General features: G+C 34.4%; 13 protein-coding genes. 3 read left to right on the top strand and 10 right to left on the bottom strand.

Features of this window, described 5'->3' with window-relative positions; translation table 11 throughout:
- Positions 1 to 60 precede the first annotated feature (60 nt).
- Positions 61 to 1,317, top strand: a complete 1,257-nt coding sequence (gene hflX, locus QM017_RS01195) for a GTPase HflX (protein ID WP_282708608.1) — start codon at positions 61 to 63, stop codon at positions 1,315 to 1,317.
- 133 nt (positions 1,318 to 1,450) lie between these two features.
- On the opposite strand, the gene QM017_RS01190 is transcribed toward hflX, so the two are convergent.
- Positions 1,451 to 1,744: a GNAT family N-acetyltransferase gene (locus tag QM017_RS01190; RefSeq protein WP_282708607.1), complete on the bottom strand. Its 294-nt coding sequence runs from the start codon at positions 1,742 to 1,744 to the stop codon at positions 1,451 to 1,453.
- Between the two features lie 237 nt (positions 1,745 to 1,981).
- On the opposite strand from QM017_RS01190, the gene QM017_RS01185 reads away from it, so the two are divergent.
- Positions 1,982 to 3,304 carry an amino acid permease gene (locus QM017_RS01185; RefSeq protein ID WP_282708606.1) on the top strand — a complete coding sequence of 441 codons (1,323 nt, stop codon included), beginning with the start codon at positions 1,982 to 1,984 and terminating at the stop codon, positions 3,302 to 3,304.
- 55 nt (positions 3,305 to 3,359) lie between these two features.
- Here QM017_RS01185 and QM017_RS01180 read toward each other — a convergent pair whose 3' ends face one another.
- The 5 genes from QM017_RS01180 to bsh all read right to left on the bottom strand — a co-directional run bounded on the left by QM017_RS01180 (position 3,360) and on the right by bsh (position 6,760).
- Positions 3,360 to 4,172 carry a DUF6681 family protein gene (locus tag QM017_RS01180; RefSeq protein WP_282708605.1) on the bottom strand — a complete coding sequence of 271 codons (813 nt, stop codon included), beginning with the start codon at positions 4,170 to 4,172 and terminating at the stop codon, positions 3,360 to 3,362.
- Between the two features lie 12 nt (positions 4,173 to 4,184).
- Positions 4,185 to 4,604 carry a hypothetical protein gene (locus tag QM017_RS01175; protein ID WP_282708603.1) on the bottom strand — a complete coding sequence of 140 codons (420 nt, stop codon included), beginning with the start codon at positions 4,602 to 4,604 and terminating at the stop codon, positions 4,185 to 4,187.
- A 57-nt stretch (positions 4,605 to 4,661) separates the two neighbouring features.
- Positions 4,662 to 5,093 (bottom strand): transcriptional repressor, encoded by a 432-nt coding sequence (locus QM017_RS01170; protein WP_282708602.1) that lies wholly within the window; start codon positions 5,091 to 5,093, stop codon positions 4,662 to 4,664.
- Positions 5,094 to 5,162: 69 nt separating this feature from the next.
- Positions 5,163 to 5,711 carry an AAA family ATPase gene (locus QM017_RS01165; protein WP_282708601.1) on the bottom strand — a complete coding sequence of 183 codons (549 nt, stop codon included), beginning with the start codon at positions 5,709 to 5,711 and terminating at the stop codon, positions 5,163 to 5,165.
- Between the two features lie 74 nt (positions 5,712 to 5,785).
- Positions 5,786 to 6,760, bottom strand: coding sequence for a choloylglycine hydrolase (gene bsh, locus QM017_RS01160; protein WP_178195971.1), 975 nt, complete (start codon positions 6,758 to 6,760; stop codon positions 5,786 to 5,788).
- A 228-nt stretch (positions 6,761 to 6,988) separates the two neighbouring features.
- On the opposite strand from bsh, the gene QM017_RS01155 reads away from it, so the two are divergent.
- Positions 6,989 to 8,383 carry an amino acid permease gene (locus tag QM017_RS01155; protein ID WP_282708600.1) on the top strand — a complete coding sequence of 465 codons (1,395 nt, stop codon included), beginning with the start codon at positions 6,989 to 6,991 and terminating at the stop codon, positions 8,381 to 8,383.
- A gap of 298 nt (positions 8,384 to 8,681) precedes the next feature.
- On the opposite strand, the gene QM017_RS01150 is transcribed toward QM017_RS01155, so the two are convergent.
- From QM017_RS01150 to QM017_RS01135, 4 genes are all read right to left on the bottom strand, one after another.
- Complete coding sequence (locus tag QM017_RS01150) at positions 8,682 to 9,521, bottom strand: alpha/beta hydrolase family protein (RefSeq protein ID WP_282708599.1); 840 nt, start codon at positions 9,519 to 9,521, stop codon at positions 8,682 to 8,684.
- A gap of 93 nt (positions 9,522 to 9,614) precedes the next feature.
- The gene (locus tag QM017_RS01145) at positions 9,615 to 11,081 is read right to left on the bottom strand and encodes a family 1 glycosylhydrolase (RefSeq protein ID WP_282708598.1); all 1,467 of its coding nucleotides are present in this window, start codon (positions 11,079 to 11,081) and stop codon (positions 9,615 to 9,617) included.
- 35 nt (positions 11,082 to 11,116) lie between these two features.
- Entirely contained in the window at positions 11,117 to 12,451 is a 1,335-nt protein-coding gene (locus tag QM017_RS01140; protein WP_178195962.1) for a PTS transporter subunit EIIC, read from the bottom strand.
- A 128-nt stretch (positions 12,452 to 12,579) separates the two neighbouring features.
- Positions 12,580 to 13,446 (bottom strand): AraC family transcriptional regulator, encoded by an 867-nt coding sequence (locus QM017_RS01135; protein ID WP_282708597.1) that lies wholly within the window; start codon positions 13,444 to 13,446, stop codon positions 12,580 to 12,582.
- Between the last annotated feature and the right edge of the window lie 200 nt (positions 13,447 to 13,646).

Here is a 13,646-nt window from a genome sequence, read left to right as displayed (position 1 = left end):
ACTCAAGTTATTAAAAATATGCTAAAATAAAAACAAAAGCTAAAATAGAAAGGAAACATCATGATTCCCGTAATTATTGCAGGCATCGCCAATAAACAACTCAATTTTGACTATACAATGGATGAATTAGGCGCTTTAGCCAGCGCAAATGATATGGTCGTTTGTGCAGATATTAGACAAAATATCTCACGTCCCTTGGCAGCTAGTTACTTTGGCAAAGGAAAATGTGAAGAGATTGCCACCAGTGCGCAACTTCATGATTGTTCAATTTTGGTAGTCAATGATGAATTAAGTGCTGTTCAAATCAGAAATCTCGAAGAGCTGACTGGATTACAAATCTTAGATCGTACAGCCTTAATTCTTGAAATCTTTGCTAAACGTGCCCGAACAAAAGAAGCTAAACTACAAGTAGAAATTGCCAAATTACAATATCAACTCCCTCGTCTAAGAACCTCAAGTATCAATAAATTCGATCAACAAACAGCCGGCAATACCGGCGGAGGCTATACTAACCGTGGTGCTGGTGAAAAGAAAATCGAACTAAATCGCCGTGTACTCGAAAAACGTATTAGCAACCTAAAAAAAGAATTAAAAGAGCTTTTAAAAGGCCAAGAAACACGCAGAAAGGCGCGTAAACAAGCCGGGTTAAAGGCTGTAGCACTCGTTGGTTATACCAACGCTGGTAAGTCGACTACACTTAATGGTTTATTAAAATTAGTCGGTCAAGATGCAGATAAACAAGTCTTTGAAAAAGATATGCTCTTTGCAACCTTAGATACATCAGTACGTCGCTTACACTTTACAGACAATCAAACCTTCTTGCTTAGTGACACTGTTGGTTTTGTTTCTAAATTGCCACATCATCTTGTTGCTGCTTTCAAATCAACTTTAGCCGAAGCAGCTCAAGCTGACTTATTAATTCATGTAGTTGATTTATCAGATCCACATATGAAAGAAATGATGGATACTACCGATCAAACCTTAAAAGAAATCGGTGTTAACAATATCGAAACATTGTATGCTTTCAATAAAGCTGATAAAACAAACGAAAACTATCCACAATGTGAAGGTAATGATTTGATTTATAGTGCTAATGATCCTTCATCATTAGAATTATTAGCCCAAACGATTAAACAACGGCTTTTCAAAGACCTGGTAACACAAACCTTTTTGATTCCTTTTGATCAAGGCAGATTTGTCGAATTGCTCAATCAACAGGCTACTATTATTTCTACCGAATACACCACAACGGGGACTCAAATTAGCGCACAATTATCTTTACAATTAGCTGGACGTTTGCGTCAGTTTAAAATTTAAAAAGCATGTCAGTTAAACTTTTCAAAGCTTAACTGGCATGCCTTATTTTTGATAATGTTCAAAACAATATAATTTTTGGCCCTTATCTTCAAGTGTATGAAACCCTAGACTCGTATATAATTCACTAACTTGGTTATCTTTTAAAATCGCATCTATACGGGGGCACATGTGCAAAATAATCCATTAGATGACGCATCAATGTCCAAGCAATCCTCTTACTACGATAAGCGGGTGTAATCAAGATATCTTGAATGTAAACAATCGTCATATAATCACTCAACGCACAAATCCATCCGACCAATTCATGTTGTTCATAAGCTGCAATCACATATGATTTACGCAAAGCTTTAGTAATTCTAGTTAATTCATGCTCGGTCAGTGGCTGCTCTAGGTTTTGATAAAAGCGTGCGACTTGATATTTCGACAACTTAGGATTAACTATTAACTACTAACTCCAACACTATCCCCCTAACCGAAAAATGATAAAAAAATTACAATAATTATATGATACCTTCCTTTTGAATTCGAACGTTTTCGTAAAAAAATTTAGGTTTTTTAAGAGAAAATACTTTTTTTATTAGAAAAAGCACGTTACAATAAAACATACCAATTTGAAAAATACCATAGTTTTTCAAATAAAAAAAGAAAGGTGGGTTCTACTAATATGGATAAGAAAAAAAGTGTTGTTCAACTCGATCGTTCACTGGGCTTTTTTTCATCACTTTCTTTAGTAGTTGGAACGGTTATCGGCTCAGGGATTTTCTTCAAGCAAGCATCTGTTTTGGATTATTCAGGTTCAACCAACAATGCTTTGCTAGCATGGACGCTTGGAGGCTTAATTACATTAACCTCAGGCTTAACCATTGCAGAAATCGGAGCACAGCTTCCCCATACTGGTGGCTTATACATTTATATGGAAAAGATTTATGGTAAGCTTTGGGGATTTTTAACGGGTTGGATGCAAATCGTCATCTATGGACCCGCCATGATTGCAGCATTAGGTGCTTATTTAGCAGTCTTGTTGGTTTCATTTTTTAATCTTCCACAATCGTCAACACTTGTTATCGCAGTTTCTTCTGTTGTTATTTTGACTGCATTTAACTTATTGGCCAATCGCTTTGGAGCTTATTTCCAAAACATTACCACTATTGCCAAATTCATTCCTATCGTGGCGATTATTATCTTTGGTCTTTTTTTTGGTAATCAAAACGCATTTGGACAAAGCTTACAAACTGTAGCACATAACTCAAATGGTAATTTGGGTGTTGCCATCTTAGCAACTTTATTTGCCTATGATGGTTGGATTTTGTTGGCTAATATGGGTGGCGAAATTAAAAATGTTAAAAAAACATTACCGCTAGCTATCATCTGCGGAATATTATTGGTCTTATTGACCTATATGTCGGTAACATTTGCAATTTTTCGCGTTATGCCTGCTGACTTGATTCATAAATTAGGCGAAAATGTAACACCACACTTTGCAACAATTGCTTTTGGTAATTTAGGTGGGCGCTTATTAAATATCGGCATCATCATTTCAATCATCGGTTGTATGAATGGAAAAATTATGTCTTTTCCCCGTATTATGTACGCTATGGCTAAAAACGATGAATTGCCATTTTCTAAGCAAATCTCTTATATTCACAAAACAATGAAGACTCCAATGGTTGCTACGACAATTACTTCCCTAATCGCAATTGGAATGATTTTGTGTGTTGATGCTGATCGTTTGACCGAAGTTTGTATCTTTACTATTTATTGTTTTTACGTAATGACATTCTTTGGAATCTTTAAGCTACGCAAACAAAATCCAAACGGCGATCATTTCAAAACACCACTTTACCCTATTGTGCCAATCATCGCGATTGTCTGCACCACATTTGTTTTAATAAGTGAAATCTTTTCTGATCTGCCTGGCGTTATCGTTTCACTTATCTTCATTCTTGTAGGGATTCCAGTCTATTGGTATAAACAAAAAAATAATTAATAAAAAAGGCACTCCAGTTGATATGTATCAAAGTACATATCAAGGAGGCCTTTTTTTATGCCTTTTCTTTATACGCTACCTTAACTTCTAACGCAAAATCAGCTTTAGTTTCTGGCATTAAGCTAGCACGTCCTGCCCTACGATAATGCCCTTTTTGAACTACAACTGTTGCTAAAGTCAAATCATAATCTTGTTGTGCATTTTTAGCTGCCAACAAACCAATTGTTTTAATCTGTGCTAATTCATATTTTTCTAATTGGTTAAGACCGCCATATACGAATAGACCTTGAGGCGTTACTTGCAATTCAAAATAAGGCAAGACAACAGGTTCTTGTAATGCATATACTGGTTTAGCATCCTGGCTAGCTTTTGCTAATAAACTCGCTTCATCTTTTTGACCATAATCTAGTTGCAAATAACCATTTGCTTCTAATTTAGCTACCAACATATTTAAATTTTGTTGTTGTGTTGGAGTAATATCGATTATTGTTGGTAAAAGCTTTTCTTCACTAAAAATACCATTTGTTTGAACAAAACCTGGTTGTGGCTTACTCTTGCTTGTTGTAGCCAATGGATCTTTAGCTGCAATCCCTAGCATTTTTTCAATCTTAGGTGAAATATCATATTTTGACGACTTAGTAGTAAAGTAATACAAAAAATTCAAATATGCAAAATAAGCGATTATTAAAAATGCTAAGATAAACAAGGTGCCGCGTCCAACAAAGCCGTTGACAAAAAATCTATATGCAACATATAGCAAATAAAAATTACCACCGGATGCTAGAATAGTGTATATTTGATTTTTTAGCTTAACACTAAGATTAATATAGCCTAAATAGCCTGCAATTGTTCCAAAAAAACTAAACATTCTCTTTTTCTCCTAGTTTGTTGTTTGATTGGTCGATGGTGGAGTTTGAATTGTCGTTTGCGCACTCGAAGACGCTGCTTGCTCACCATCATCTGGTTTAGTTTGTGTTTGATCGTTTGGCTTAGTTGTTGTATCACTTGAACTAGAGCTACTACTACTACTTGATTGACTAGAACTAGATTCTTGTTGCGAAGATTCTTGAACTTGAGTACTACTCGAAGCTTGTTGTTGACTTTCAACTGAACTAGATTCTTTTTGACTAGAGCTGCTATTTATTTGAGTACTACTACTTTGAGTAGAATTAACTTCAACTCTAGGCTTACCTTCAACGGTATTAGTCACATTATTCACTGCTACATTTGTCGCTCCTAAGGCCAAAACCGCTGACATAATCGCAAACGGTGTAATAAAAGGGGCTGTTCTTTTAGTCATTTTCTTCCTCCACTTTTTAGTCTAGCCTATTTTTTTCAAAGTTTTACCAAATATTTCTTAAACCTTTGCTAATTTTCGCTGACAATTTGCGCAAAGACCATGCAATTCAAACCGATGATCTTCAATCAAGCATCCAGGTAATTGATCTGCAAAAACTTCTAAAGGACACATTTGAATCTCTTGGACATGTCCACAGTTGCGACAAATAAAATGATGATGATGTACATTATCAAAGTCACACTGATACTTAACGCTAGCTCCACCGGCTTTGCGTCTTGTTTCTACAATGCCTAATTCTTCAAATTCTTTAATATTACGATAAATAGTATTATGACTCATCGTAGGATAAATCTTGCGCATATGTGCGTCAATCGTTTTAATATCAACATATTGATGCTTGAAACGACTCAAATACTCTAGCATACTCTTTCTTTGTTTGGTTAATTTGTAACCGCCACGTTTCAACACCTGTAAAGCTTCCGTCAGCATCCTATTTTCTCCTTTATATCGTAATCATTACTGTTATAATAGCATATCATATTTACTAAAACAATCCTACTATAAAGTAGCTAACCATTCATCTAGCTTTTGGACGGTCTGTTGCCATTGATCGTTTTCTAAAATATATGCCTTAGAAGCTAAAGCTTGCGGTAAGCATTGATCTCGTTTAGCTTCTAAACTATCTAAACGCTTCTTAACTGCTTTTAAAGTATCCCCACGCTTTAATAACCGTTGTTGCAAGCATTCCTTGTCACTGACTTGCAAATATAAAACAACCGTGTTGGTCGGTAATTTTTCCAAATAACTTAAGGCGCCTTTAGTATCTAAGACAATAACTGCCCAATCACCTTTATTAAATGCTTCTTGTAAGGCTTCATACGATGAGCCATAGTAGTTACCATCATATTTAACGTATTCTAAATAATGTTTTTCAAAAAAACTCGTTTGTGTTTCAAAATGATATGCATCATCACTTTCACCTGGACGTTGAGTACGCGTCGTATGTGTCAAAACCGGAATCATCTTTTTTTGTTGAACCAAATATTCTTTGACAGTCGTCTTACCACTTCCTGATGTTCCACAAATTACCAATACACGTTTTTTCATCGCTACCTTCCTTTAATTTAGACTTATTTTTATTGTAACAAAAAAAGTACGCCTAAAAAACGTACTTTCATAGCTTAATTTGCTTGTAAGACTTGTTGGGTAGTAACCAATGGATAACAACTTAAAGTAGTTTGTTCTAAATCAACATTGTGTAAACTAATCTTTGTGAGTTGATTATTTTCATATGTTTTATAGTAATATTCCCCTGTCCGCGCATTAACACAACAAGAATAAAGCGTAATATCATGCGTCTTATCTGGCGTTTGTGTTGCTCCATTGACAAAAGCCACCGAATCTAAAATATGGAAAAAAGTCGTCACATTTGCTAGTTCACTTTGTTCACACAATGCGTGACTCTTTAAATACACTGCTTTAATAAAACGCGAAGCAGGCGAATAATCTCCCGGCAATCCAACCGTGCCTACTCCTTGCCCTAGAGGTTGTAAACCAAGTTTGGTCAAAGTATCTACCGGCTGATTAGGATTAACACCTAGATAAGCATGTAAATTTAAAAGATGATAATCAAAAGTTGGATTATTGGTCAAAACTCCAACTGGGTTATCATATAGCTTAGTTTGTTCCTTAGTAACTTCTAAAACTGCAGATTCATGTTTATCTGCTATTAACCAATGTAAACTTGCACATGGTAGACCTTGCTTAAAGTCAATCTCCACCATATTCAAGTTTGCTATTTTTGCGCGAACTTCTTGTACACTTTTACACTGTGCTAATAACCATAAGATTATTTCATAAGGGGTCAAATTTAATGCATTTTCCTTTTTAACACTAGCGTAATGTGCAAATCCTGGAAAGTTCAAACCTGCCATCCCTAAACCAGCTTCATTAACTGCTTCGGCATATAATGGATAACCATCGACGACACTAGCCATTCCAATCAAAGCTAAATGCTTAGTTTGAGGAGCTTCACATTTATAAGTCAATGTAAAGTTTCTCGGTGTTATAACTACCTGTTCTCCAAAATGATAATCTAGATCCAAATTTCTTCCAAAATAAAAATCTCCATTAACAAAACTTAACCCCGTACACATATCTAACCCTCATTTCAATTTATTTCTTACTTGAACTATACGCCTATTATTTTGTAAAGTAAAATCTAATGCTTTTAGTTTTTTTTAGCCAAAAACATGTTTATTTTTCTAATTTTTACTTTCTCATTTGCCCAAGATATGGTATAAACATATGTAAGACATTTTAATAGTAGATTAAAAAAACCTCATTTTAATCTAATGGTTATTCAAGCATGGGGGTTATGTTATATGAAACTTACACAACGAATTTTTCAAAAAGAAGAACTTTCCCGCTATATTGCTAAAGATCGAAAATTTGAGAAAACTTTAACCTCAAAAGACTTAATTGCAATGGGTATAGGTGCTGTTATTGGAACAGGAATCTTTATCTTGCCAGGAACCGTTGCTGCATTACACAGCGGGCCTGCTATCATCATTTCATTTATTATGGCAGCTATCGTTTGTTCAACATCTGCTATGTGTTATGCCGAGCTTTCTTCAGCTCTACCAATCGCAGGTAGTGCTTATTCATTTGGCAACGTCATCTTTGGTGAGATTATCGGATGGTTTTTAGGCTGGGCTTTAATCTTAGAATACATGTTAGCTGTCGCTGCCGTTTCAACGGGGTGGGCTTCTTATTTCAATGCCTTTTTACGCGGATTTGGAATTGAAGTTCCAAAAGCATTAAACGGGCCATTTGATCCAGCTAATGGTACTTATTTTAATCTAGTTGCTATCTTGATTGTTTTATTCATCTCATGGCTTTTATCAAAAGGTGTTCGAACTTCGATGGCTATCAATCGCATCATGGTTTTAGTCAAAATTGCCGTAATTGTCCTCTTTTTAATTGTTGGCTGTTTTTACGTTAAGCCATCCAATTGGACTCCTTTTATGCCTTTTGGATTTAAAGGTGTCAGCATCGGCGCTTCGCTTGTTTTCTTTGCTTATCTTGGCTTTGATGTCGTTTCAGCTTCAGCAGCAGAAGTTAAAGACCCTAAGAAAAACATGCCTCGTGGTATCATCGGTACTCTTGTCATTTGTACAATCTTATATATTTTAGTTTCCGTTGTCTTAACAGGAATGGTTTCTTATACCAAACTTAACGTTGGTGATCCTGTTAGTTATGCTTTGCATTTAGTTAACCAAGATTGGGTAGCCGGCATCATCTCATTAGGTGCATTAGCTGGAATGTTTACCATGATGGTTACCATGATTTTTAGTTCTTCACGCTTAATCTATTCAATTGGTCGTGATGGATTGTTACCAAAATTTTTAGGTAAGATTGATGCTAAGACTCATACACCTAAGCACAGTATGGCAATTGTAACAATTATTATTGCTTTGACTGGTGGATTTATCTCCTTAGATCAATTAACGAATCTTGTTAACATCGGAACCTTAATTGCCTTTATGTTTGTTTCTTTAGGTGTTTTACCTTTACGTAAACGCCAAGACATTAATAACAACGGTGGCTTCAAAGTACCATTGTTCCCTATCTTACCACTAATTTCTGTTTTATTATGTGTATACATGCTATCACAGCTTTCGATTAGTACATGGATTACCTCTGGTATTTGGTTTTTAATTGGAGCTATCATCTACTTTACTTATGGCATTAAACACAGCCAACTAAATAAAGATTAAAAAATGGGGCTGGGAAAAAAGTACTAGTCTGGACATAAAAATAGCTGATTGAATTTCTAAAAATGAAGTTTGATCAGCTATTTTTCTATTATGTCTATTTTTAGTTCGTTTTTTTTAGGGATTTTATCCCTCTTTTTTGGAATAAATGCCATAATTTTGATATGTTAATCGCCAGAAGTAATAATCCTAGTTCATTTCGAACTGCTTTTTCACCTCTAACATGAACTCGGCGCACGCCAATTTTTTGACGTGGGCCTTTTTTCTATTGAAGCTGAGTTTTTTCCTAGCCCTATTTTTGTTATCCCGTGATATTACCACTGTTAGCTCCACTAGTTGCATTATCCAACGGTAACCAATCTAGCGCTAACTTAATATGTCGATCCCAGAAATCCCATTCATGTGCGCCATGATCAACGACAAAGGTATATTCAATCCCTAACTCATCGAGTAATTTAGCATAATCTTGATTTGCAGCTAATAAATGATCATCTTCACCTATCGCAAAATACAACTTAGGCAAAGCCACTTTTTGAGAAACCAATTTTGCAATCAAAACTTTTGGATTAATTTCACTGGTAAGTGTAGAATTTAAATCTGCTCCAAATACCATATGCTTATAACCATCTTCATCTGGGAAGAACACTGGATTTTGTACCGATTTAGGCATATCCTCATTAACAATTAATCCGGCCGATAAAGCAACAATTGCACCAAACGTATCATGATACTTCAAACCATTATACAACGCGCCATACCCGCCCATTGAAAGACCACCAATGAACGTATCTTCTTTTTTATCTGACAACGGAAAACTTGCGCGCGTAAATTCAACCAAATCCTTGGCAATAAATTCTGAATAATACTCGCTATTCCAAGGATGATCGGTATAAAATGAATTTTCGCCGGCTGGCATTACAACAGCCAAATCTTTTTCTTCTGCCCATCGTTGAATTCTCGTACCAGAAATCCAATCAACTTCACTGCCAAAGATACCATGTAATAAATATAGTGTTTTATATTTTTTAGGACGACTAACTTTTTGTGGTCCAAACGAAATTTTGTCAGTTGGTAATACTACCAATGCTGAAACTGTTCTATGCAAACTTTTTGCCATAAAATTAACACGAATAAGTGCCATAAAATCATTTCTCCTTTACTTCAGATTTTTATACTCTAATATTTAAAATAAAAACAAATATCATGGATTATATCCATGATATTTGTTGCTGTATTAATCTAGATTTTCACCATTTGAAGAAATCACTTGTTGATACCAATAAAATGATTTTTTACGTAATCGTTTCAAAGTTCCATTCCCTTTATCATCCATATTGACATAAACAAATCCATAACGTTTCTTCATTTCACCTGTTCCAGCAGAAACTAAATCAATACAGCCCCATGGAGTGTAGCCCAAAAGTTCAACACCATCTTCTTCGACCGCTTTTTTCATTTCAACAATATGTTTCCTTAGATAATCAATTCGATAATCATCATTGATTGATCCATCTTCTTCAATTTTGTCTAATGCTCCTAAGCCATTTTCAACAATCATTAATGGTAAACGATACTTGTCATATAATCGATTCAAACATAGACGTAAACCTGTCGGATCGATAGGCCAACCCCATTCAGATTCTTCTAAATAAGGATTTTTTACGGCCGCCAGCTGATTACCACCTGTCTTTGTTGCATCTTCGCGAGTCGAAACAACCGCCGAATTATAGTAACTAAAACTAATGAAATCTACCGTACCTTCTTTTAAAATAACAGCATCTTCTGTTTTTGTTACTAATTTAAAATCATGGCGCTTCATTTCTGCTAATTTGTATTCAGGATAAAAACCTCTGCATTGTACATCGTAATAGAAGTCTTTAAAATTGCGTTCAACTTCTTGTAATTTTAAAGAATCTTGTGGATTGCAGGTTTCTGGATAAAACAAAATATTAGCTACCATCAAACCAATCTTAAATTCAGGATTAATTTGATGCCCCAAAATAACTGCTTTCGCTCCCGCTAATAATACATGATAAATCGCTTGTTGTTGCTTAGCATAATTTGAAGCTTCCGTAATTCCTAAGGTGCTGTAATCTCTTAAGAAGTTAATTTCATTAAATGTCAACCAATACTTAACTTTATCTCGATATCTTTCAAAAATTGCACGGCAATAATTTTCAAAGAAAGTTACAGTCTTTCGTGATAACCAGCCCTCGTATTTGATCGCTAAGTTTAATGGCATATCAAAATGTGCAATTGTTACTAATGGTTCGATTCCATACTTATGACATTCATCAAAAACCGCATCATAAAAAGCTAAACCGTCTTCGTTTGGTTCTTTATCATCTCCATTCGGAAAAATACGTGTCCAGTTAATAGACATTCTAAAGGTTTTAAAACCCATTTCCGCAAGTAAAGCAATATCTTCTTGATAATGATGATAAAAATCTGTCGCTACATGACTCGGGTAGTACGTATTTTCATCAATAACTGCTTTAGCTCCAGCAGGTACATCTTCAAAGCGACTAATAAATTTTCGCTCACCATTTGCCAATTCAATCATGATACGTCGTGGTGTTTTAGCATCTCCATCCGTAATCGTATCAGAACATGCTAAACCTTTATTACCGTCTAAATATCCGCCTTCATACTGATTAGCAGCGGTTGCGCCACCCCACAAAAAATTTTTTGGAAAACTCATCTAAAAAACCTCCTAATTACTTTACAAATAAACAATTATTTGGCAATTGCTTGTGTCGTTTCAACAACTACAGCTTCTTTTTCTTCTTTTGCCAATAGTTCTTTTTCTTTTGCTAATTCTGCTTTATCATCAATTAAGAAGAATGGCAAATACATTACAAAATGAATCAACAAAGCAATAATCCAAAACATTAACAAGAGCGGACCACCAGTCATAAATGTCGATACAAAGCCTGGTGTTACCCATGGCATCGAAATTGTCGGATTAAGATTTGGTTGAACAATTTGGAATAAGCCCATCGCAACAAAACCTGAAACCATTGGACTAAAGACCATCGGAATAAAGTACAATGGATTTAACATCAATGGGAACCCAAAGATGATTGGTTCATTAATATTAAAGAAGTTAGCCGGAATAACTAATTTACGCATCGATTTATACTTTTCCGATTTAGCAAATAATGTTGCAATACATAATCCAAAAGTATTACCGGTACCACCAATTTGTAAGCAAGAAGCAACAACTGAAAACATTAAATATGGTAATGCTTTCCCTTGTGTAAATGCTTCAGTATTAGCAACACCTGTCATCATTAAAATTGGCATATAACAACTTAAAATAGTGTTTGGATGAATACCAAAGAACCAAATTAAATTCATTAAAGTAAACACAATAATCAATGAAATTGGTGAGGCACCAAATGTTGCAATTGGTTTACCAATAAAGGTTGTCACTAAATTAAAGATATTATTATATGGTGAGATAAACGTTACATATTTAATTGCAAACACCAATGAAAAAATAATCATCGCAACAAAAGTTGGAGCTAATGATTGGCTAACCATTGGTGGTACAACCTCAGGCAACTTTAAGCGTAAATTTTTCTTCATTAAGATACAGTATAACCAAGGAATAAATAAACCTAAAATAATTGCTACGAAAATCCCATCGCTTCCCATATAACTTGTATCTAAGACACTTAGCGATTCTTTATTGATTTCAACCGTTTGTAATGGCATTAATAAGATAAATGAAGCTAAGGCAATAACTGCACCAATAATACCTTTTTCACCTTGGTTTTTAGTATAAGCATAAGCAATTGAACCAACAACATAAATTGCTAATAATGATAAAGTCAATGAAACCGTATCTTGTGCGACAGTATATAAACCTGTACTGTTTAAAAAGTTCATCCAAGGTTTAAATGGTAAATTACCCAAAACAGCAATTACAGCAATCCCTAAAGTAATAGGCATTGAAGCCATAAAACCTTCTGTTAACGAATTAATAAATTTATTTTGTGAAACCTTTTGAGCAAACGGTCCAACGATCTTTTCTAGGCCACTTTGAAACTTATTAAATAATCCCATAATAAATGCCTCCATTAAGTATAGATAATATAAAAAGCTTAAAAATGTAATCGAAAGCGCTTTCTACATCTATTATAGTACCATCCTAACGCCTAGACCGCTTGTCATCAATTAACTTATAATTGGCGCTAATTGACCTTTTTTAATTCACTAGCTTTTCGGCCATAAATTCTAATCAAAGCTCTATCCATCGTTCTAATCCCGCTAAAGCCGTTGTTTAGCGCGATTTCTGTTAAATTATGCTTTCCCGTAACAATATCATCATAAGCATGCTTAGCTCTTATTTCTGCTATATATTGTCCAATTGTGATTCCAATGTATTTTTTGAAAAAACGAGCCAAATACTCTTTAGAAACATGATGATAACGTGCAATATTTTCTAACGATAATTCCTCTTGATAATTTTTTTGAATATATTCAATTATTGCTTGTGTCCTTTCAACAATCCTAACTTCCTTAGTACTTTTACACTTAGCTTCTATCATGAAATTCTTAATTAAAATTTCCAATATTTCCAAAAGTTTAACACTAATCGATATATTCTTATACTCGTTTTCTTTCTCAGCGTAAATTGTTGCTACTTGTTGTAACAATTTTTGCAATTTCTTGTATTTATATTTTTGACCATCGGTTAATTTGGAATAATTATTCAATGAAAATACCATGTTATCTATCATAGGATACATCTCTTTAACAAACTTATATGTAAATATTACAGATAGCGCTCTTTTATCTATTCCGTTTTTAAATACTTTTATACTATGAATTTCTTGTGAATTAACCACCAGTATTTTGCCAGGCTCACAATGATAGTTTTGACCTTCAATAATGAATTCATCTATTTCACCCGTGAGTGTATAACTCAATTCAATCGATTGATGCCAATGTGGCGCAATATAACTTGAATAATTAAAATTTGAATTGTGCATCCAAACCCAAACCGGTAATTTTTCATTTGGTCTAACAACTTCATGTTTATATTCTTTTTCTGTCATTTTGATCACCTTTCTTAACTTTATTATACAAAAAGTAAAATAAAAATGAGCACAAAAAAAGAGCGACACCCCTGCCGCTCAAAGAAAACACAAAAAACAAATAAAGAGAGTCCTTACTTAGGACTCTCTCATTGTACCATATTTTTTTGAGAATACGAGTGTTTTATCTCAAGTTTTTATCAAAAATTGACGATTTTTTT

Origin of the sequence: Ligilactobacillus sp. Marseille-Q7487, from assembly GCF_949152225.1 — a bacterium.
In the GTDB taxonomy this organism is placed as follows: Bacteria; Bacillota; Bacilli; order Lactobacillales; family Lactobacillaceae; genus Ligilactobacillus.
Note: the sequence above shows the minus strand (reverse complement) of the source record. Positions and strands in the feature narration are given on the sequence as shown.